The 20,744-nt window shown below is 73.2% G+C and carries 18 protein-coding genes and 1 pseudogene; 10 read left to right on the forward strand and 9 right to left on the reverse strand.

All coding sequences use genetic code 11. From position 1 onward, the window contains the following. Window positions 1-81: 81 nt before the first annotated feature. Together H030_RS0104860 and H030_RS29320 are read left to right on the forward strand one after the other, a co-directional pair. Window positions 82-1,179: an FIST signal transduction protein gene (locus H030_RS0104860; RefSeq protein WP_051221715.1), complete on the forward strand. Its 1,098-nt coding sequence runs from the start codon at window positions 82-84 to the stop codon at window positions 1,177-1,179. After that, complete coding sequence (locus H030_RS29320) at window positions 1,176-3,521, forward strand: putative bifunctional diguanylate cyclase/phosphodiesterase (RefSeq protein ID WP_051221716.1); 2,346 nt, start codon at window positions 1,176-1,178, stop codon at window positions 3,519-3,521. Before H030_RS0104860 ends, H030_RS29320 begins: the two co-directional genes overlap by 4 nt. 9 nt (window positions 3,522-3,530) lie before the next feature. Here the strand turns inward: H030_RS29320 and H030_RS29325 are convergent, their stop codons facing one another. Then, on the reverse strand, window positions 3,531-4,538 hold the full coding sequence (locus H030_RS29325) for a glycerate kinase (protein ID WP_081690509.1): 1,008 nt from the start codon (window positions 4,536-4,538) through the stop codon (window positions 3,531-3,533). Window positions 4,539-4,577: 39 nt separating this feature from the next. On the opposite strand from H030_RS29325, the pseudogene H030_RS40610 reads away from it, so the two are divergent. Then, window positions 4,578-4,730: pseudogene (locus H030_RS40610) on the forward strand (type IV toxin-antitoxin system AbiEi family antitoxin domain-containing protein); the annotation flags it as partial. Window positions 4,731-4,886: 156 nt separating this feature from the next. Continuing rightward, entirely contained in the window at window positions 4,887-5,492 is a 606-nt protein-coding gene (locus H030_RS38190; RefSeq protein ID WP_231398359.1) for an endonuclease domain-containing protein, read from the forward strand. Window positions 5,493-5,537: 45 nt separating this feature from the next. Here H030_RS38190 and H030_RS0104880 read toward each other — a convergent pair whose 3' ends face one another. Continuing rightward, window positions 5,538-6,470 carry an ATP-dependent DNA ligase gene (locus H030_RS0104880; RefSeq protein ID WP_027005305.1) on the reverse strand — a complete coding sequence of 311 codons (933 nt, stop codon included), beginning with the start codon at window positions 6,468-6,470 and terminating at the stop codon, window positions 5,538-5,540. Beyond that, entirely contained in the window at window positions 6,406-7,365 is a 960-nt protein-coding gene (locus H030_RS29330; RefSeq protein ID WP_051221718.1) for a DMT family transporter, read from the reverse strand. Before H030_RS29330 ends, H030_RS0104880 begins: the two co-directional genes overlap by 65 nt. Window positions 7,366-7,639: 274 nt before the next feature. On the opposite strand from H030_RS29330, the gene H030_RS0104890 reads away from it, so the two are divergent. Both H030_RS0104890 and H030_RS29335 read left to right on the forward strand, forming a co-directional pair. Continuing rightward, entirely contained in the window at window positions 7,640-8,587 is a 948-nt protein-coding gene (locus H030_RS0104890; RefSeq protein ID WP_027005306.1) for a LysR family transcriptional regulator, read from the forward strand. Between the two features lie 18 nt (window positions 8,588-8,605). Further along, entirely contained in the window at window positions 8,606-9,331 is a 726-nt protein-coding gene (locus H030_RS29335; protein WP_231398361.1) for a metal-dependent transcriptional regulator, read from the forward strand. Window positions 9,332-9,345: 14 nt separating this feature from the next. On the opposite strand, the gene H030_RS0104900 is transcribed toward H030_RS29335, so the two are convergent. After that, window positions 9,346-9,972, reverse strand: a complete 627-nt coding sequence (locus H030_RS0104900; RefSeq protein WP_027005307.1) for a TetR/AcrR family transcriptional regulator — start codon at window positions 9,970-9,972, stop codon at window positions 9,346-9,348. Between the two features lie 82 nt (window positions 9,973-10,054). On the opposite strand from H030_RS0104900, the gene H030_RS29340 reads away from it, so the two are divergent. Together H030_RS29340 and H030_RS0104910 are read left to right on the forward strand one after the other, a co-directional pair. Next, the gene (locus H030_RS29340) at window positions 10,055-11,455 is read left to right on the forward strand and encodes an MFS transporter (RefSeq protein WP_051221720.1); all 1,401 of its coding nucleotides are present in this window, start codon (window positions 10,055-10,057) and stop codon (window positions 11,453-11,455) included. Continuing rightward, window positions 11,452-12,150, forward strand: coding sequence for an SGNH/GDSL hydrolase family protein (locus tag H030_RS0104910; protein WP_027005308.1), 699 nt, complete (start codon window positions 11,452-11,454; stop codon window positions 12,148-12,150). The genes H030_RS29340 and H030_RS0104910 overlap by 4 nt, the downstream gene beginning before the upstream one ends. 22 nt (window positions 12,151-12,172) lie before the next feature. Here the strand turns inward: H030_RS0104910 and H030_RS0104915 are convergent, their stop codons facing one another. After that, a complete protein-coding gene (locus tag H030_RS0104915; RefSeq protein ID WP_027005309.1) occupies window positions 12,173-13,279 on the reverse strand; it encodes a PLP-dependent aminotransferase family protein in 1,107 nt (368 codons plus the stop codon). A gap of 63 nt (window positions 13,280-13,342) precedes the next feature. On the opposite strand from H030_RS0104915, the gene H030_RS38850 reads away from it, so the two are divergent. Next, complete coding sequence (locus H030_RS38850) at window positions 13,343-14,929, forward strand: diguanylate cyclase domain-containing protein (RefSeq protein WP_027005310.1); 1,587 nt, start codon at window positions 13,343-13,345, stop codon at window positions 14,927-14,929. Here H030_RS38850 and H030_RS0104925 read toward each other — a convergent pair. Together H030_RS0104925 and H030_RS29350 are read right to left on the reverse strand one after the other, a co-directional pair. Continuing rightward, window positions 14,926-16,176 carry a Dyp-type peroxidase gene (locus tag H030_RS0104925; protein ID WP_027005311.1) on the reverse strand — a complete coding sequence of 417 codons (1,251 nt, stop codon included), beginning with the start codon at window positions 16,174-16,176 and terminating at the stop codon, window positions 14,926-14,928. The genes H030_RS38850 and H030_RS0104925 overlap by 4 nt on opposite strands. Beyond that, window positions 16,173-17,198 (reverse strand): EfeM/EfeO family lipoprotein, encoded by a 1,026-nt coding sequence (locus H030_RS29350; protein ID WP_027005312.1) that lies wholly within the window; start codon window positions 17,196-17,198, stop codon window positions 16,173-16,175. The genes H030_RS0104925 and H030_RS29350 overlap by 4 nt, the downstream gene beginning before the upstream one ends. A 257-nt stretch (window positions 17,199-17,455) precedes the next feature. Between H030_RS29350 and H030_RS40385 the strand changes: the two genes are divergently transcribed. Next, the gene (locus tag H030_RS40385; protein ID WP_196809004.1) at window positions 17,456-19,477 is read left to right on the forward strand and encodes a phospholipase C; all 2,022 of its coding nucleotides are present in this window, start codon (window positions 17,456-17,458) and stop codon (window positions 19,475-19,477) included. Here H030_RS40385 and H030_RS0104940 read toward each other — a convergent pair. Then, the gene (locus tag H030_RS0104940) at window positions 19,467-19,985 is read right to left on the reverse strand and encodes a hypothetical protein (protein ID WP_027005313.1); all 519 of its coding nucleotides are present in this window, start codon (window positions 19,983-19,985) and stop codon (window positions 19,467-19,469) included. The two genes, H030_RS40385 and H030_RS0104940, sit on opposite strands and share 11 nt — an antisense overlap. Window positions 19,986-19,988: 3 nt before the next feature. Continuing rightward, complete coding sequence (locus tag H030_RS0104945; RefSeq protein WP_027005314.1) at window positions 19,989-20,723, reverse strand: hypothetical protein; 735 nt, start codon at window positions 20,721-20,723, stop codon at window positions 19,989-19,991. Window positions 20,724-20,744 lie beyond the last annotated feature (21 nt).

Raw genomic sequence — 20,744 nt, forward strand, 5'->3', positions numbered from 1 at the left:
AAGGGCATGGAGCGCGCCAGGGCAGGGCTCGAGCGCCGCAGCCGCGTGGCCGGCGTCGGTCGCTCAGCCCATGCGGATGCGGTGACGGCCGGCCGAGAGGCCGCGCTCGCCGCGCTGCGCGCGTGCTCCGACTCCGTTGGTGCGCAGCTGCTGCTGGTCTTCGCCTCCGGGTCCTACGACGCGCGCGCCCTGGCCGGCGAGGTCGCCGAGGTCGCGGCCGGGCTGCCGGTCGTCGGCTGCACATCGGCGGGCGAGATCGCGCTCGACGGCCCGACGCGCGACGCGGTCGTCGTGATCGCGCTGGGCGGCGAGGGGCTCTCCTTCTCGGTGACCGCCGTCAACGCGGCCGACGACCCGCGCGACGCGGGCGCGCGCGCCGCGGCCTGCATCGGCGACGTCGCCGACCGCGAGCACCAGGTCTTGATGTTGTTGTCCGACGGACCGGCCGAGCGCCAGCCCGAGCTGGTCCGGGGCGCGTACTCGGTCGCCGGCGCCGGCGTGCCGCTCGTCGGTGGCGTCGGTGGCAGTCCCGACAGGGGCGGCGTCCCGGCGCTGATCTACGGCGGCGCGGTCCTGACCGACGCGGTGATCGGCGTCGCGATCGGCTCCGACGCGCCGATCGGCGTCGGCGTCCGCCACGGCTGGCGTCCGGTCGGCGACCCGATGCTCGTCACGCGCGCCTGCGCGGACCGAGTGCATGAACTTGACGGCCGCCCGGCGGCCGACGTCTACCGGGAGCGCCTCGGCGGCTTCCAGCCCTATGAGGTGACCTTGCAGCACCCGCTCGGCATGCAGCGCCGCGACGGCGAGGCCCACGTGCGGTTCGTCGGCGACGACGACGCGCCGGACCGCTCGCTGGACGCCGCGATCCCAGCGGGCAGCATGGTGTGGTTGATGGCCGCCGACGGCGACTCGGTCCGCGACGCGGCCGACGCCGCCTGCCTGGAGGCGCTGGAGGCCTTGGACGGCGAGGCGCCGCGCGCGCTGATCGTCTTCGACTGCAACGCGCGCCTGCAGGCGCTCGGCGCCGAGGGCGCGGCGGACGAGGTCGCGCTGATCGCCTCGCACGCGGGCGACGACGCGGCCGTCGGCGGGCTCTACACCTGGGGCGAGATCGCGCGCGTGCGCGGGTCGGCCGGGTTCCACCAGCAGACGCTCGTCGTCCTGGCGCTGGCATGAGCGACGCGGCTTCCAGCTGGGCGCCGCAGCAGCTCGCCGAGTTCCTCGGCGCGGTCTCGCGCGGCACGGCCGACGAGGCCGGCGCGGCGCTGGCGGGCGTCGAGCGCGCGGCGGAGGCCGTCGAGGCCGAATGCGCAGCATTGGTGCGCGGTGGCGCGGTCGTCGCGTCGATCGGTTGGCCGCGCTTCGACGTCCCGGAACGGCAACTTGGTGTGGTCGCTCGCGCGGGCGAGGGCGTCGTCACGGTCCCGGGCTCCGGGCCGACGGCGGCGGTCGCGGTCGCGCTGGACGACGACGAGGACGACGCGGCGCTGGTCGTCGCGCGCGTCGGCGCGCCGCTCACCTTCGAGGAGCGGACGCTGCTGCGCGGGATGGCGACCGGGCTGGCGCTGACGCTGCGGCTGCTGCGCACGATCGCCGCCGAGCGCGGGCTGCGCACGCGCGCCGACCGTGCGGCGGCCGAGAACGTCCGGTTGTTGGACACCTTGCGCACGCGCCAGCGCGTGCTGGAGGCGATGGCGAGGATCCAGCGCGCGATCTCGCGGCGCGAGCCGCTGCAGGGCGTGCTGGAGACGATCGTCGCCGCCGCGGGCGAGCTGCTCGGCGACGACGCGCCGGCGCTGCTGCTGATCGACCCGGACGCTCCGGGCTGGGTCAACCTCGCCGCGCACCGCGGCTACGACGAGCTGCTGGCGCTGCCCGGCTGCCGTGGCGGGCGTCAACGTGTAGGGGTCGGCATCACCGGCCGCGCCGTGGCCGAGGACCGGCTGGTCGTCGTCGAGGGGCAGCAGTCGTCGGACGCGTTCGGGCCGTTGAAGGACCACGGGCTGCAGGCCGCGATGGCTGCGCCGGTGCACGAGGACGGGCGCGTGATCGGCGCGTTGTTGTTGTCGTCGTTCCGGCCGGGTCGCATGTTCACGCGGGCCGAGCAGGACATGTTGTCGTCCTTCGCGGAGCACGCGTCGCTGGCGCTGACCGACGCGCGGCGCGTGGACACCATGTTGCACCAAGCGCTACATGATGCTTTGACGGGTCTGCCGAACCGCGCGCTGTTCACCGACCGGCTGCAGCATGCGCTGACGCAGGGGCGCCGGCGCGGGACGCAGTGCGGCGTGATCTTCCTGGATCTCGATCGCTTCAAGACGGTCAACGACTCGCTCGGCCACACCGCGGGCGACGAGCTGTTGGTGGCCTTGGCACGGCGGATCGACGAGTCGCTGCGCAGCGCCGACACCCCGGCGCGCCTGGGCGGCGACGAGTTCGCCGTGTTGTTGGAGGACTTGACCTCCGTCGAGGAGGCCGTCCTGGTCGCCGACCGGATCGACGCGGCGCTGGCCGCGCCGGTCGTGATCCAGGGCCGCGAGGTGTTCATGAAGGCCTCGGTCGGCATCGCCGTCGGCCAGGCGGGCACGGGTGCGACCGAGCTGCTGCGTCAGGCCGACGTCGCGATGTACCGCGCGAAGTCCGACGGCAAGGGGCGCGCGAAGGTCTTCGAGGCGTCGATGCAGGACGAGGTCGTCGAGCGGCTGGAGCTGGAAGGCGAGCTGCAGCGCGCGATCGAGCGCGACGAGATCGACGTCCACTACCAGCCGGTGATCGCGCTGGACGGCAAGACGCTGGCGGGCTTCGAGGCGCTGGCGCGCTGGACGCATCCGGAGCGCGGGTTGGTCCCACCGCCGCACTTCATCCCGCTGGCCGAGGAGAACGGCTCGATCGTCCAGCTCGGGCGCCAGATCCTGCGCACCGCGTGCCGCCAGGCCGCGCGCTGGGAGCAGGAGCTGCCGACGCCGCCCGACGAGCCGCGGATCATGTCGGTGAACTTGAGCGGGCGCCAGCTCGAGGACCCCAACATCGTGGCGGACGTCGCTGCTGCCTTGGCTGATAGTGGCCTGCCCGCGGGAGCGCTGGTGCTGGAGATCACCGAGACCGTGCTGATGCACGACACCGAGGCGACGATCGCGCGGCTGACCGCGCTGAAGGCGCTGGGCGTGCGGCTGGCGGTCGACGACTTCGGGACCGGCTACTCGTCGCTGCGCTACCTGCGGCGGTTCCCGATCGACATCCTCAAGATGGCCAAGCCCTTTGTTGATGGTCTCGATACCGGCGACGACGAGGGCCGCGCGCTGGCGCGGGCGATCGTGGAGCTGGCGACGTCGTTGAAGCTGGCGTGCATCGCCGAGGGGATCGAGGCGGGCGCGCAGGCCGACGTCCTGCACGAGCTCGGATGCTCGCTCGGCCAGGGCTTCCACTTCGCCCGGCCGATGGCGCCGGACGCGATGACCGCGCTGATGCTCGACGCGCCGTCGACGCTGACGTTCGCGCTGCCGTCGACGCCGATCTAGTCGTCAGGCCTAGGCCTCGTGGGCCTGGAGGCGGCGGCCGAGGTCCTCGGCGGCTTGTTGTAGTTGTTGTGGCGTCCCGGCCTCCAGGATGACCTGGAGGTCGAGGATGCGGGCGGAGAAGCGGTCGATCGCGTTCGTGCCGACGATCGCGTGACAGGGCACGCCGGCCTGTCGAGCCCGCGTGGCGATCTCGCCCGCGATCTTGCCTTCGAGGGTCGTCGCGTCGAGGCGGCCCTCGCCGACGATGACGGCGCGGGCCGCGCGCATGCGCGCGTCGAAGCCGAGCGTGTCGAGGACGAACCTGGCGCCGGGCTCGAGGGTCGCGCCGTACTGCGCCCAGAGCCCGCCGGCGAGTCCGCCGGCGGCGCCGGTCATCGCGACGCCGCGGGGGTCGCGCGGGAGGGTCGCAGCCTGTTGTTGTAGTCGTCGCTCGAGCTTCCTGATGGTCTCGGCGTCCGCACCCTTCTGCGGTCCGAACGTCCTGGGCGCGTCTTCGAAAGGCGTCCGGACATCGCACAGAACAACGAGAGACGCGCCCTGAAGCCCGCCCGCCTCCTCGATCGCGGCGACCGCGCCGGCACCCCCGTCGGTCGTCGCGCTGCCCCCTGCGGCGACCAGGATCACCTCGGCGCCGGCGGCCGCCGCGGCGACGATCAGCTCACCGGTGCCGCGGGTCGTCGAGTTGTAGGCATCGCGCTCGGCCTCGCCGATCCGGGCCAACCCCGACGCCTCGGCAACCTCGACGATCGCGGTCCCACCATCCTCGACGAGCGCGAACCCGGCCCTGATCGGCCGCCCGAGCGCATCACTCGCCTCGGCGCCAGCGGTCTCACCGCCGAGCGCCATCAGCAACACCTCCAACGTCCCCTCGCCACCATCGGCAACCGGGCACAAGTCCGGCGGGACCAGCCCCGCCGCCTCCAGCCCAACCCCCACGCTCGCAGCCACCTGCGACGCCCGCAACGTCCCCTTGAACGAATCCGGCGCGACGAGAACGGGCGGCTGCGGGCGCGACATGGGGGGAGAGTTTCACGTCAACGGCACCTAGGGGTTCGTATGGAACACCAGACTGCCGTTGACCTGGTCCGGACGCTTGCCGAGGGCCAACATGGGGTGGTTGCTCGCCGCCAGCTGCTCGAGGCGGGCATGAGCCGAGAGCGGATCCGGTCCTGGGTTGCGCGGGGGCGGCTCGTCCCGGTGTGGCGCGGGGTCTATGCCGTCGGGCACACGGTCCTGACGCAGCATGGACGTTGGATGGCGGCTGTGTTGGCGTGCGGTGAGGGTGCGCTGCTCAGCCACCGGAGCGCCGCGGCGTTGTGGGGGCTTCGGCCGCCGGGCGGCTCGCTCATCGAGGGGAGAGTGGGCGTGGACGGTCCTCGGGCGCCGGGTGATGGGATCAAGACCTATCGGTCGACGATCGTGGCGCCGCGGTTCGCGACGGTGCACGAGGGGATCCCGGTGACGAGCGTCGGCTGGACGCTCCTCGATCTCGCCGCGGTGGTGCGGGCGCCGCAGCTGCGCCGCGCGGTCGAGGCCGCGGAGCGGCTGGAGCTCTTCGACCTGCGTGAAGTGGCGGCGGCGCTCTCGGCAGACCCCGGACGCACCGGGTCACGCAAGCTGCTCGCTCTCCTCGATGACATGAAGGACCACGGCGTCACGCGGACGCGCAGCGAGGTCGAGGCTCTCCTGCTGCAGATCATCATCGATCACGCACTCCCGAGACCCGAGGTCAACCGCTATGACAACGGTCGTGAGGTCGACTTCCGCTGGCCACGCCACCGCCTGATCGTCGAGGTCGACGGGTGGCAGTTCCACCGCTCGCGCCGCGCCTTCGTCACCGACCGGCGCCGCGACCGCGCCGCGCTGACGACCGGCTGGCGCGTCGCGCGCTTCCCTGCGACCGAAGTGCTCCGCGATCCGGGGCGCGTCGCCGCCGAGATCCACGCGCTCCTCGGGCTCAACGGCAGTTAGGTGTTCTATGCGAACACCGAACTGCCGTTCACTTCTTCGCGCCGCCTACTCGTCGAGCTGGGCGGTTGTGCACTCCGAGGGCTGCTTGTCGTCGCGCCAGCGTTGGACTTTGGCGCCGTGGCGGATGCGGTTGTCGGAGATGTGGTCGAAGGTGATCTCGACGACGAGCTCGGGGCGGAGGCCGATCCAGGCGAGGTCCTTGTCGGAGGACCAGCGGGAGGGTTCGCCGGAGCCGCGCTCGCCGCTCTCATACGGCGCCAGGCGGGAGGGGAGCTCGCGCTTGTCTTTCGCTGAGAACCCGGAGGAGTGGCCGACGACGCGGAGATCGCCGTCCGGTGTGTAGAGGCCGAGGATGATCGCGCCGAGCGTGCCCTCGGCCTTGCCGGGGCGCCAGCCGACGACGACGGCGTCGATGGTCCGGACGCGCTTGATCTTGATCATGCCGGTGCGCTCGCCTGGCGCATACGCGGCGTCGGCTTCCTTGGCGATCACGCCCTCCTCGGTGTCCAGCCACCCACGCGCGTCGTCCGCGGTCCAGACGACGGGGGCGAGCTCAACGCCTTCAAGTGCGGCCTTCTCGAGCGCGGCCCGGCGTTCGCGGTACGGCAGCTCCACGAGCGCGTCATCTCCCAACGCCAGCAGATCGAAGGCGATCAGCCGCGCGGGGGTCTCGACGCTCAGCCGCTCGATCCGCGACGCCGCCGGGTGGATCCGCTGGCCGAGCGTGTCGAACGACGCCGCCACGATCTCGCCGTCGAGCACGTAGCGACCCTCAGGCAGCGCCGCGACGACCTCCGGGAAGTAGCGATCCAGCGGTTTGCCGTTCCGCGACTTGATGACGACCTCGTCGCCATCGACGAACACGAGCGCGCGGAAGCCGTCGAACTTGGGCTCGTAGGCCCAGCCGTCGCCCTCAGGCAGGCTCGTGCGCGAGCGCGCGAGCTGGGGCGACAACGGCGGGGAGATCGGCAGTGACATCGCTGCCAACGGTATCCGGCGCCTGGCTGCCGCGCAGCTGCAGGATGACGACGGCGCCCAACACCAACACCGCGCCGAAGACCTGCGTCGGGCCGAGCGCCTCGCCGTAGATCGTCGTCGCCAGCCCGACCGTCACGGCCGGCTCGGCGGTCGAGACGATCGACGCGGTCGCGGGGCCGACGTCGCGCATGCCGACCAGGAACGCGCTGATCCCGACCACGGTCGAGCCGAACGTCAGCAGCGCGATCCAGCCCCACGATGCCGCGGCGAAGCCGAAGTGCAGCGAGCCGGTCCCGGCGCCGACGGTCGTCATCGACACCGCCGCGCCCGAGCACACCAGCGCGGCCAGGACGAAGGGGTCGACGCCCCCGACCATGCGGTCGGAGATCAAGATGTAGGCCCCGTAGACCACCGCGCAGGTGAGGGCGAGGCCGACGCCGAGCGGGTCGATCGCGCCGACGGTCCCGCCCGCCAGCACGAGCAGCGTGCCGGCCGTCGCCAGGCCCAGCGCGCCGAGGCGGCGCGGGGTCGACTGCTCGCGCCCGAGCGCCAAGGCACCGAGGAACACGAGGATCGGGTAGATGTAGGTCAACAGCGACGTCAGCGACGCGTCCAAGCGCGTGAGCGCGCCGAAGTAGCAGCCGCCCTGGGCGGCGTAGCCGAAGGCGCCCAGGAGCAGGCCCTGGACGACGACGCGGCGCTCGGGCAGGCGAGCGCCGCGCGCCAGGACGACGCCCCAGAACATCAGGGCGGCCAGGATGAAGCGCAGCGACAGGAGCGTGACGACCGTCACGCCGCCGGCGTAGGCCTCCTTGGCGAAGATCGCCATGGCACCGAACGCGACCGCGGACAGGACGCAGAGCGCCACGCCGCGGGAGTGGGGGTTCAGCGACATGAGCAACCTATAGGTGTTGAGGAACTGCGGGGGAGTGAGAGGGTCTTGCGGGGTCCTGCGGGGGAGGCGCTACCAGTTGCGGGTGTTCGGGCGGCGGGAATCCGCACCGAAACGACCGGCAAGAGCAGCGCCGCCACCGAAGACACCGAAGACGGCGAAGAGAGAGATCATGCTCTTAGTATCGGACATCCGAAGCGCTGCTCCAGCCTTGATTGCCTTGGACATCCATAGGCTTCCCCTATGAGTTACGAACTGTGACGGCGGACACAGACCCATGACCCTCCAGCAGCTCGAGTACTTCCTGGCCGCCCTCGACGAGGGCTCCTTCTCCCGCGCCGCCGAGCGTCTGCTGCTCGCGCAGCCGTCGCTGAGCGAGCAGATCCGCCGCCTGGAGGCCGAGCTCGGCGTCGCGCTGTTCACGCGCGTGGGCCGCGGCATCAAGCCGACCGCCGCCGCCCAGGCGCTCCGGCCCCACGCCGAGGCCGCGCTGGCCGCGGTCGCCGAGGGCCGCGAGGCGGTCGTGCAGCAGCGCGAGCTGCAGGGCGGCATCGCCACCTTCGGGACCTTCGGGACCGCGCGCTGGTACCCCGGCACGCAGATCGTCACCGCGTTCCGCAAGCGCCACCCGAAGGTCCGGGTCCGGATGATCGGTCAGAACTCCTCAGAAGTCGCACAGGCGATCCGGGAGGGCGACCTGGAGGCCGGCCTGATCGCGCTGCCGATCGACGACTCCGGCCTGGAGGTCCGGCCGATCATGCAGGACGAGATCCTGTACGCCTCGGCCGATCCCGCGCGCGTGCGCAGGCCGGTCACGATCGCCGAGCTGGCCAATGCGCCGCTGATCCTGACCGACACCTCCTACGGCCTGGAGGACCCCACGCGCCGCCAGCTGTTCGAGCTCGCCCAGCGCGAGGGCGTGAAGATCGAGCCGCAGATCGACGTCGAGGACCTGGAGACCGCGATCGAGCTGGCCGCCCGCGGGATGGGCGACGTCCTGATCGCGCGCGGGATCCTGCTCAGCCTCGGCCGCCGCGTCCCCAAGAAGCTCGGCTGGGTCCCGTTCGCCGAGCCGATCTATGACACGTTCGCCTTCATCAACCGCCGCGGCGCGCGCCTGTCGCCGGCCGCGCGCGAGTTCATGTCCTTGGCCGAGGAGCGGATGACCGCGATGGCCGACGAGCTGAAGACGACGCCGCCGCGCAGGCACAAGCCCGGGAGCTAGAACGGTCAGGCCGATACGATGAAGGGCGTGTCCACCGACAAGGCGACCGTCGCAGAGCAGGAGTACCTGGAGACCCTCTTCTGGCTCTACGAGGCCGGGCTGCCGATGACCGGCGCCAACATCGCGCGGGCGATGCAGCTCTCGCCGCCGACCGTCCACGAGATGGTCGGCCGCCTGGAGCGCGACGGCTACATCACGCGCGCCACCGACAAGGTCATCTCGTTCACCGAGAACGGCCGCGAGCACGCCGAGGCGATCGTCCGCCGCCACCGGCTGATCGAGCGCTTCCTGACCGACGTCCTCGGGATCCCGTGGGACGAGGTCCACGAGGAGGCCGAGCGCCTGGAGCACGCGATGTCGCCGGTGCTGGAGGAGCGGATGCTCGCCGCGATCGGCGACGCCAAGACCTGCCCGCACGGCCACCCGATCGACGTCGGGTCCCGGATCGCGTCGGTCCCGCTGGCCGACGTGCAGCAGGGCGCGAAGGTCACGATCGTCCGCTTCGAGAACGAGGCCGAGGATCTCCTGCACTACCTCAAGGACGTCGGGCTGGACCCGGGCCTGGAGGGCACGCTGACCGAGTCCGGCGACGAGGACGTCGTGGTCGAGACGACCGCGGGCGACCGGCTGAGCGTGACGCGCAGCGTCGCCGAGACGGTCAGCGTCGTCGCCGATCCGTCGCCGCCGCCGCGCGTCGCGCTCCCGGCCCAGCTGGTGCTGGGCGAGCAGCGCTACGGGCGCTAGCGGCCGCTAGGCGCTCAGGCGCGCGCGGCTTCGAGCCGCGCGTCGATCGCCGCTTCGGCGCGGGCGAAGAGCGCGGCGTCGCCGGTCATCTGGTGGCGCAGCGAGGCGGCCATCGACAGCGCCTCGATCTCGTACTGCAGCTGGGCGACGTCGGTGTCGGCCTTCAGGTGGCCGGCCTTGACGGCCGAGGTGATCGCGCGGCGCATGAGGCCGTCCCACTCCTCGAGGTCGGCCTCGATCGCGTCGCGGACGGGGCCGGGCTTGCGCGAGTCGAACTCCGCCCGGACCGTCTCGAAGAAGCAGCCGCCGTCGAAGATCTCGCCGCGCTCGTAGCGGAGCTTGGCGGCCAGCAGCGCCTCCAGCCGCGGCAGGCCGCGCTCGGCCTCGCGGGCGGGCGCGACGACCTCGCGGGCGAAGATCTCCTTGGCCGCGCCGATCGTCGCGAGCTGCAGCTCCTCCTTGGAGCCGAAGTGCGCGAACAGCCCGGACTTGCTCATCCCGAGCTCGGTCGCGAGGCGCCCGATCGTGAGCCCTTCGAGGCCCTCGACGGAGGCGAGGTCGGCGGCGCGGCGCAGGATCTGCGCGCGGGTCCGGGCGCCGCGTGCGCGGCGCCCGTCGGTGTCCGGGGTGGTGGTCGACACGACCCGAAGAAAAGTAGCACGATCGTTCGATGTCTGCTAGAAAGCACGATCGTTCGTACTTCTTCTCCCCGGAGGTCTCCCCATGAGCAGCGTGCCTCTTCTCCCCAGCCGGACCCGCGACCGGCAGCGCACGGTCCTGGCCGTCGCGTCCGGCGCCGCCTTCCTGGCGATGCTCGACGCGACCGTCGCCAACCTCGCCGTCGCCGACCTGCACCACGACTTCCCCGACGTCGCGGTCCCCGACCTGTCCTGGGTCATCACGATCTACGCGATCGTCTTCGCCGCGCTGCTGGCGCCCGGCGGCCGGATCGCCGACCTCGTCGGCCGCCGCGCGCTGCTGACCGTCGGCGCGGCGTTGTTCACCATCATGTCGATCGCCGCCGCCGCGGCGCCGACGCTGGGCGTGTTGCTGGTCGCCCGCGGCCTCCAGGGCGCGGGCGCGGCGGCGATGATCCCGGCGTCGCTCGCCGTCGTCCTGGCCGACACGCCGCCGGAGCGGCGCGCCGCGGCGATCGGCGTCTGGGCCGCGGCCAGCGCCGCCGCGGCGGCGGCCGGGCCGGCGCTCGGCGGCGTGCTCGTCGACCTCGCGGGCTGGCGCTCGGTGTTCCTGCTGACCGTGCCCGCGGGGCTGGCCGTCCTGGCCGGGACGCAGGCGCTCCCGATGCAAGGCGTACGGGTCGGTCCGCGACCGCAGGCGCCGGACGCGTTCGGGATCGCGCTGCTCGGCGCCGGCGTCGGCGCGCTCGCGCTGGGCGTGAGCCGCGCGTCGGTGTGGGGCTGGGGCGACGCCCGGACGCTCGTGGCGATCGCGGGCGGCGTGACCGGAGTTCTCATCGTCCTCCTGCGTTCCCGCCGCCATCCCGCGCCCGCCGTCGAGGTCGACCTGTGGCGCTCGCGCACGTTCGCGCTGGCCAACCTGGTGTCGCTGATCTACGGCGCCGCGCTGTTCGCGTGGCTGCTCTGCGGCGTGCTGTTCCTCGTGCAGGCGTGGGGCTACTCGCCGCTGCAGGCCGGGCTCGCGGTCTCGCCGGGCGCGGTCGTCGCGGCGGTCGTCGCGCTGCGCGCCGGGCCGCTCGTTGCCCGGCGCGGCCCGCGGCCGGTGGTCGTCGGCGGCCTGCTGATCACCGCGGCGACCGCGGGCTGGATCCTGCTGGCGCTCGGCGACGAGCCCGCGTTCCTGACGCTGTGGCTGCCCGCGAGCCTGCCGCTCGGGATCGGCTGGGGCGCGATCGCGACCGGCGTGTCGGCCGCCGCCGCGCTGTCGGTCGGCCCCACGCGGTTCGCGGCCGGGGTGGGGCTCAACCAGGCGGCGCGCGCCGTCGGCGGCTCGCTCGGGGTGGCGGCGATGGCCACCATCTTGAACGGCACTGACCCCGGGGCCGCGGACAGCTACCGCGGGGTCTTCGAGATGTGCATCATCCTGCTGCTCGCGGCGGCCGCCGTCGCGTGCGGGATCGGCGGCGCGAAGGGAGCGGAGCGATGATCCGCGACATCGACGTCCTGGCCCGCGAGTGGGCCGACCCGCACGTCGGCGCCGACCACGAGCTGGCGCGGATGATGCGCCCGCCGGTGCGCTGGGAGCGCGTCGTGGTCCTGGGCGACTCGGTCGCCGAAGGCGTGCGCGAGCCGTCGCCCGGCTACCGCGACCTGTCGTGGGTCGACCGGCTGCGGGTCGCGTTCGGCCTCGCGCGCCCCGGCGCGACGCTGTTCAACCTCGGCCGCCGCGACCTGCGCGCGGCCGAGATCCGGGCTGCGCAGCTCGCGCCCGCGCTGGCGCTGCGGCCCGGCCTGGCGATCGTGACCGCCGGCGGCAACGACGGGCTGCGGCGGCGCTTCGATCCCGCCGCGCTGGAGCAGGAGCTGCGCGCGCTGCTGACGCCGTTCCGGGAGGCGGGCGCCGACGTGCTGACGTTCGACCTGTATGACATGACGGTCAACCCCTACATGTCGGAGCGGTTCGCGCCGGTCATCGGCCCGGGCATGGAGATCGTCACCGCGATCACGCGCAAGGTCAGCGCCGAGGTCGGCGGCATCCACGCGCGCCTGCGCGAAGGGCCGGCCGCGCTGGACACGGACCGCTTCAGCAGCGACGGCATCCACCTCAACGCGCGCGGCCACGGGATCGTCGCGACCGACCTGGCGCGCGCTCTGGGAGGAGCGGCGGGCCAGGCGGTCTGACGAAACGGAGCGGGCGGGGCCTCTAGGCCGTCGCGGCGGCGCCGCGGGCGGCCTGGACGGCCTCGGCGAGGCGCGAGACGCCCTCGTCGATCTGGTCCTCGGTGACGCCCGAGTACGCGAGGCGCAGCGTGTTCTCGCCGCCCTCCAGGAGGAAGTCCGTGCCCTTGACGATCGCGACGCCGCGGGCGTTGCACTCCTCGAAGACGCGGTCGATCTCGGTGCCCTCGGGCAGCTCGACCCACATGAAGTAGCCGCCCTCGGGCGCCTGGAACCTCGCCTCGGGCAGGTCGCGCGCGAGCGCCTCGGTCAGGCGCTTCACGCGACCGGCCAGCGCGGACTTCACGGTGGCGATCGACTTGTCGATGTCGCCGCTCTCGCAGAACTGGTGGACCAGCGACTGGGCCACCATGTTGGGCGAGATGTAGGTGTTGGTCGCCAGCCGCTGGATCTCGGCGATCCGCTCGGCCGGGCCGACCAGGTAGCCGACGCGGATGCCCGGGCAGACGGTCTTGGAGAACGACGAGGCGTAGACGACCGAGCCCGTCGTGTCCTGCGACAGCATCGTCGGCAGCGACTCGCCGCTGAAGCGGATGTCGACGTACGGGTCGTCCTCGAAGATCACGAAGCCGAACTCGCCCGCCAGGCGCAGCAGCGCCTCGCGCTTGGGCTGGGAGAGCGTGTAGCCCGCCGGGTTCTGGAAGTTGGGGATGACGTGGGCCAGCGTCGGGCGCACGCCCTCGTCGCGCAGCAGCGACTCGAGCTCGTCGGTCGCGATGCCGTCGGTCTCCAGCGAGACCATGCGCACGTCGGCGCCCCTGCCGCGCAGGTTCAGCAGCGTGCGGTCGTAGGTCGGCTTCTCGACGACCACCGGGTCGCCCGGCTTGACGAGCGTCTCGAACAGGAACGCGTCGGCCTGCATCGAGCCGTTGGTGACGATCACCTGCGACGTGTCGACGCCGTGCTTGTTGGCGATCCACTCGCGCAGCGGGCCGTAGCCGACCGCCGTGCCGTAGGCCGTCGTGCCGGCCGGATCGCGCTCGAAGGCGCGCGTCGCCGCGGCCTTCAGGCCCTCCACGTCGACGATGTCCAGCGAGGGTGCGCCGCGGGCGAAGGAGATCACGTCAGGCATCGTTCCCCGATCGTAGCGAGGCGGGTCGTCCGGCAGGGTGGCGATCCTGGGTATGTGAGGCGAGTGCCCGCTGCGGAAGTCGTGTTGGTGGAGGACTCGGTCCCCTATGCCCGGTTGATCGAGCTGATCCTGGCCGACGCCATGCCCGGTGGGCTGGAGACGCGCCACTTCGACACCGTGGGTCGTGCGGTCCAGGATCTGCAGTCCCGGCCGGCTGACTGCGTGCTGCTCGACCTCGGCCTGCCGGACGCCCGCGGGCTGGAGGCGTTGTCGATGGTGTTGGGCGCCGCGAGCGGCGTCCCGGTGATCGTGCTGAGCGGCCACGACGACGAGGAGCTGGCGGTCGACGCGATCCGCGCGGGCGCCCAGGACTACCTCGTCAAGGGCCAGGAGCGGTCGTCGGCCCGGTTCGTCCGCGCGATCCGGTTCGCGATCGAGCGGCGGCGGACGCAGGAGCGCGCCGAGGACCTGCTGCGCGCCAAGGAGGACCGCTGGCGCACGCTGACGCACCTGGCGCCGGTGGGGATCGTCGAGCTCGACGAGGCGGGGCGCTGCCTGTTCGCCAACGACTGGGTGGGCGAGCTGACGGGGAGGGAGAACGCGGCGCTGATCGGCGACGGCTGGCGCGCGGCGATGCATCCCGACGACGTCGATCCGTTCGGGATCGCGTGGACCGGCGCGCTGGCCGAGGACGGCGACGGCGAGTTCGCGGTCGAGGTCCGGTTCGTCGCGCCCGACGGGGTCGTGCGCTGGGCGCACGTGACCGGCGTGCTGCTGCGCGACCCGTGGGACCGGCCGGCGGGCTGGCTCGGGACGCTCGTGGACGTCACGCCGGCGCGCGAGGCGCGCGAGACGCTCGCGCGGGTGCAACATGATGTCCTTGCGATCGCCGCGCTGGCGCGCGAGGCGGGCGTCGCGGAGGAGCCGGTCGACGTGCTGCTGCACGGCGCCTGCGACGTGCTGCGCGCGAGCGACGTCGAGCTGCTGGAGGGCGAGCCGCCTGTCGTCGCCGACCAAGGACAGGTGGTCGATCGCCCGGTCCTGCGCGGGGACGTGGCGCTGGGCGTCCTGCGCGTCACGTGGGACACGCACCAGGACGGGCGCGAGCTGCTGGTCGAGGTGCTGGCCGCCGAGGTCGGTGCGGCGGTCGAGCGCCGCCGGCTGCTGGAGCGCCTGCGCGACCTGGCCCGGACCGACCCGCTGACGGGGCTGGCGAACCGGCGGCTGTGGGACGAGCGCCTGACCGTCGAGCTGGCCCGCGCGGCGCGCTACGACCGACCCCTATGCCTTGCCGCGATCGACCTCGACCGCTTCAAGCCCTACAACGACACCCACGGCCACCAGGCCGGCGACGCGCTGCTGAAGGCCGCGACGGCCGGCTGGCGCGGCGTGCTGCGCGGGGTGGACCTGCTGGCGCGCCTGGGCGGCGACGAGTTCGCCGTGTTGTTGCCCGACTGCGACCTGGACTGCGCGCAGACGATCGTCGCGCGCCTGCAGGGCGTGACGCCCGGCGGCCCCGAGGGCGTCGGCTGCTCGGCCGGCCTGGTCCGCTGGGAGCCCGGCGAGTCCGCCGACGCCGTGACCGCCCGCGCCGACGCCGCGCTCTACGCGGCCAAGGCCGACGGGCGCGGCGGCATCACGGTCGCCTAGGCGAAGAGGTCCTGGCCGATCCAGCCGGCCTTGCCGCCGGTCCCGCGCGGGGCGTAGAAGTAGCCGCCGCCGACGTGGGTGAAGTAGTCGGTCATCGGCTCGCCGGCGAGGCGGTTCTGGACCGTGGCGAACTGGCGGGCGGGGTCCTGGTTGTAGGCCATGAACACCATGCCCTGGTCCAGGGATCCGGCGCTGTCGAAGCCGCGGTGGTAGTTGTAGGGACGGCGCAGGAAGCGCTGGTCCTCGGTCGCCCTCGTGCGCGGGTTGGCGAGGCGGATGTGCGCGTCGAGCGGGATCCGGTCGCCCTTGGGGTCGATGTCGTAGCGCGGGTCCTGGAACTCGTCGTCGCCGCCCAGCGGCGCGCCCGTGTCGCGCGTGCGGCCGATCATCGTCTCCTGCTCGCGCAGGCCGACGCGGTCCCAGAACTCGACGTGCATCCGGATCAGGCGGACGACCTGGTAGCTGCCGCCCTGCGCGTCCCACACGAGCCGCCGCATCGCCGCGTCGTCGCGGACGTCCGGGTTGGCCGTGCCGTCGCGGAACGCGAACAGGTTGCGCGGCGAGGCCCTCGGCGTCGGCCCGCGGCGCGCGCCCGCGAAGCCGTCGACCGCCCAGCGCAGCTCCAGCGCGCCGCGCGTGGCGCGCATGATCTCGCGCAGCGTGTGGACGACCGTGTCGCGCTGGTTGGCGCAGATCTGCACGAGGACGTCGCCGTGGGTCTGGCTCGCGTCGAGGTCCTCGCCCGCGAACGGCGGCATCCGCTCCAGCTTCTCGGGCTTCTTGTCCTTCAACCCGTAGCGGTCGTCGAACAGCGAGACGCCGAAGCCGATCGTGACCGTCAGCCCGCCGGGCGCGATGTCCGGGCCCAGGACGCCGGAGTCGACCGGCGGGTCGTCGACCTCGAAGCGCGGCGTGACACCGCCGACGGCCAGCGTGCGCGCCCGCGCGCTCAGCGCCTGCAAGGCGTACATCAACGTGGTGCGGTCGGGCGCGACCGCGTCGAGTGCGGCGACCGTCGCGTGCGCCTGGACGGGCGTGAGGATCCCGCCCTGGTGCGGGCCGTCGAAGGCGACGGTGTCGAGGATGCCGTTCTCGATGCCCTGCTCGCGCGCCGTCTCGGCGACGTCGTCGTCGGCGCGCGCGGTCGCGGGGCCGCTCAGGCGCTCGGCGCCGAGCGCGCCCGCTCCGGCGGCGCCGGCCAGGCCGAGCGAGCGGCGGACGAAGGTGCGGCGGTCGATCGGGCTCATGACGTCTTCTTGGAGGACTTGGACGACGACGGGATCTTCGGGATGTCGGCTGGGGCGACGGTCTCGGCCGCGCCGGGGACCCGGGACAGCGCCTCGAGCGCGGCGCCGAGCGCACCGTCGAGGTCGGCGTGCTCTTGGTGGGAGAGCCCGGGGATGGTCGGCCACGTCGAGTGATGGGCCTTGTAGATCGCGGCCAGCTCGGTGCGCAGCCGCCTCATGCCGGCCGCGGCGTTGGGCGCCGCGTCCTGGTTGCTGATCAGCGGCGTGATCGTCCCGAGCACCACGCCGGTCGCCTGCGTCGCCGCGGCGGTGGCCAGCACGCCCTCGTGGCTCCACCTCACGTCGGCGCCGGAGAGGTAGTCGCGCTGGGCGTCCTCCAGGATCTCGTGGGCGCGCAGGACGTAGTCGGCGGGATCCATCGCGATCCTCGGCAGCCGCGTGTGCAGGCGCGCGACGGCGCGCTCGGTGCGGTCGGCGTAGGACACGAGCCCGGAGAGCCTCTGACCGGTCCACAGCCCGTACTCGAGCCGGTGCAGGCCGACGAAGTCCGGGCTGTTGACGCCGCCCCTCAGCCCGCCGGGCAGGCCGTCGATCGCGGTGTCGGACGCGCCGAAGGCGCCGTAGACGCCACCCAGGCGCAGGTAGCCGCCCCAGGCGTCGCGCCACGCCGCCTGCGCGCGCGACCGGCTCCCGGCGCGCAGCGCGGCGCGCAGGCGCCGGACGTCGGCGCCGACGGCGACGAGCCGGCGGGCCGCGTAGCGCTTGTAGGTCGCGATCGGCCGCTGGAACTTCGCGGGGTCGATCGGGAAGTGGTCGGGCGGTGGCGGCGCGCCGGAGACGCCGGTCCCGTTCTCCTGGATCGCGACCTGCTGCTCGTAGCGCTGGGCGGCGGTCAGGTGCTTCGTCGCCGGCCTGCGCGGGGGCGTGTTCGCCGACGCCCTGTCGCCGCTGTCGCCACCGACGCCGGCGGCGGTCAGGACGAGGAAGACGACGACCGCCGAGACGACCGCGAGGCCGGTCACGATGGCACCGCCACGGACGGCTCGGGAGCTGCGACGACGACGCACCACGCCGAACCTAAGGCGGCCTGACGGCGCCCGATGTCAACGGCGTGTGAACCAACGCGTTCGTTCACCGCATCGCAACAACTGCGCAACGACTCGGCAACTGATCAGGCGACCTGCAGGTCGAGGATGGTCAGGTCGCCTGTCCAGGCGACCTTCCCTTCCTCTATCAGGAGCTTGCCTTGCGTCATCGCAGAAGCGTCTGGGGGCTCGGTGTGGGTGTCACCGCAGCCGCCGCCGCGGCCGCCGCGCTGAACTTCGCATCGGCTGACACGTCGTCTGCACCGCAGACGGTCACGCCGATCAAGCACGTGGTGGTCCTCTTCGACGAGAACGAGTCGTTCGACCACTACTTCGGCACGTACCCGCATGCCGCCAACCCGGCCAGCGAGCCGCAGTTCACCGCGCAGCCCGGTACCCCCTCGCCGAACGGTCTCAACACCACGTTGCTGACCGCCAACCCCAACCAGTTCAACCCGGCGCGCCTGGACCGCACGCAGGCGCTGACCTGCAGCGAGAACCACGCCTACGGGCCCGAGCAGAGGGCCTACGACAAGGGCCTGATGGACCGCTTCGTCCAGGAGACGGGCAGCGGCTCGGCGCCGTGCGCCGCGGACAGGTCCACTGTCATGGACTACTACGACGGCAACACCGTCACCGCGCTGTGGAACTACGCCCAGCACTTCGCGCTGAGCGACAACTCCTGGACCACGCAGTTCGGCCCGTCCACGCCGGGCGCGCTGAACCTGATCTCCGGCCAGACCAACGGCGCGATCACGCCGGGCACCAACCCCGACGGCTCGCAGGACACGCCGATCGTCAACCAGGGCTCGAACGTCGCCAACGGCACGGTCATCGCCGATCCCGACCCGGCGTTCGACGACTGCTCGGGCTCGGGCACCGTCGGCCTGTCCAACAGCAACAGGAACATCGGCGACCTGCTGAGCGCCCGCGGCGTGTCGTGGGGCTGGTTCCAGGGCGGCTTCAAGCCGAGCTCGGTCGACGGCACCGGCAGGGCGACCTGCGCGACCAGGACGCCGAACATCGGCGGGACGCCGGAGACGGACTACTCGCCGCACCACAGCCCGTTCCAGTACTACCGCTCGACGTCGAACCCGCACCACCTGCGGCCGACGTCGGTCGCCGCGATCGGCACCAACGCCGACCAGGCCAACCACAACTACGACCTGTCGGACTTCAACGACGCGGTCGACGCCGGGAACCTGCCGGCCGTGTCGTTCCTGAAGGCGCCGGAGGCGCAGGACGGCCACCCGGGCTACTCGGACCCGCTGGACGAGCAGCGCTTCCTGGTCGACGAGATCAACAAGATCTCGGCGTCGCAGTTCTGGTCGAGCACGGCGATCGTCATCGCCTACGACGACTCGGACGGCTGGTACGACCACCAGATGGGCCCGATCATCCGCCCGTCGGCCGACACCAACGACCACATCACCGCCGACGGCGCCTGCGGCAACGCGCCGTCGCCGCTGCCGGCCGGGTTCCAGAACGACCGCTGCGGCCTGGGCACGCGCATCCCGATGCTCGTGATCTCGCCCTACGCGCGTCGCAACTACATCGACAGCTCGACCACCGAGCAGGCGTCGATCACGCAGTTCATCGAGGACAACTGGAACCTCGGGCGCATCGGCGGCGGCTCGGCCGACGCCACCGCCGGGACGATCGACAACATGTTCGACTTCTCCGGCAACGCGATCCCGTCGCCGGCGATCCAGCTCGACGACACGACGGGTGAGGTCACCAGCGGCGCGACGCTGCCCGCCGGACCGGCCGGCCCGAAGGGCGACCCGGGGACGAACGGCACCGACGGCAGGGACGGCGCGACCGGCCCGGCCGGTCCGGCGGGCGCCACCGGGGCCACGGGCGCGACCGGCGCCACGGGTGCCACCGGCGCGAGGGGCGCCACCGGCCCGCAGGGGCCGGCCGGCAGGGTCGGCAGGATCACCTGCACCGGCAAGATCGCGAGCCACAACAAGGTCGTGGTCTCCTGCAGGGCGGCGTCGGCGGCCTCGACCCGGACCGCGCTGCGCGTCCGCCTCGCGGCGGCGGGAGGCAAGCAGGTCGCGACCTCGGCGACGGTGCTGAAGCCGAAGGCCCGCAACGCCAAGTTCACGCTGAAGACCAAGAAGTCGCTGAAGCGTGGCAAGTACTCGCTGACCGTCACCGTCTCGCCCACGGGCGGGAGGGCGACGGCGCAGAAGGCGACGATCAAGCTGTAGGGCTTGGTCCCTCCGGCGGCTTCGGCCGTCCCGGTAGCAACGCGGCGGCCGCCCTCACCAGGGCGGCCGCTTCGTCGTCCGGGTGGGGGACGGCGCGCAGCTCGGACTCCTCGTGCTCGGGCTCGGGCGGCGCCGGCAGGGTGATCGGGTCGCGGTGGGCCTCGGCGGCGATCGCCTCCGCCGCGGCGGCCAGCGCGTCGAGGAGCGTGTCGATGTTCTGGCGCAGGCGGCCGGCCTGCTCGGCGCGGGTCGCGCGGGCGGCGAGCGCCTCGGCGTGTGCGAGCAGGCGGTCGGCGGTCTCGGAGATGCGGCGGGCGCGGCCGGTGGCGAACGCGTCGACCCGGCGGCGCGCGTCCTGGAGGTAGGCGTCGGCGTCGCGCTGGGCGGCGGCGCGGATCGCGGCGGCGTCGTGCTCGGCGGCGTCGAGGATCGCCCGGACCCGGCCGGACAGCGAGGCGGCGAGGTCGTCGGCCGTCGGGATCGGCGGCGGTGGGCGATCGCCGACCACCGCTCAGCCCGCAAGGGCGAGCACGAGGCGGCCGTCGCCCGCGTGCGTGACGGCGAAGGCGACCGGGGCGGTCGCGCGCAGCGCTGCGCCGAGCGCGACCGGGGAGGCGAGGTGCACGTCGGTCGTCGCGCGGCCGGCGTCGAGCGTCCGGACGTGCACGCCCGCGACGCCGGGCACGCGCATCAGCGCCTGCTCGAACTGCTGGAGGGTCGAGAGGTCCGGGAACGGGCCGGCCTCGACGATGACGGGTCCTGTCAGGACCGTGTCGGCGGGATCGTGGGGCGGGGGCGCGTCGACGCCCAGCTCGGTCAGGACGCGCGACAGCTCGGCGACGAGGTCGTCGGTCGTGGCGACGAGGCGGTCCCGGAACGCGAGCAGCTCGTCGAGCTGCGCGTGCAGGCCGGGCTGCGGCGGCGTGGAGTGCGCGGGCGGGGGCGGCGGCGCGTGCGTCGCGCCTCCGACGGCCGGCGGCCACGGCGTGGGCGGCGGCGTCACCGGGATCGGCGGCGCCCCGTTGAACGCGGGCGGCGGTGGGGGCGGCGTGGCGCTCGCGCCTCCGGACGTCCCGTGCCACGACGCGGTGAACGCGCCCGCGGGCGGCTCCGCCGGCGCGTCCCAGCCGGCCTGCGCGGGCTCGGTATCCGCCTCGCCGCCGCGCCCGACCGTCTCCAGCTCGCGCTCCAGCTCCTTGAGCTTGCGCTCCAGCTCGCTCAGCGTTGCGTTGACGTCGCTCTCCACGGTCCCGCCAGCTTATGCGGG

The organism is Conexibacter woesei Iso977N (genome assembly GCF_000424625.1).
GTDB classification, from domain to species: Bacteria; Actinomycetota; Thermoleophilia; order Solirubrobacterales; family Solirubrobacteraceae; genus Baekduia; species Baekduia woesei_A.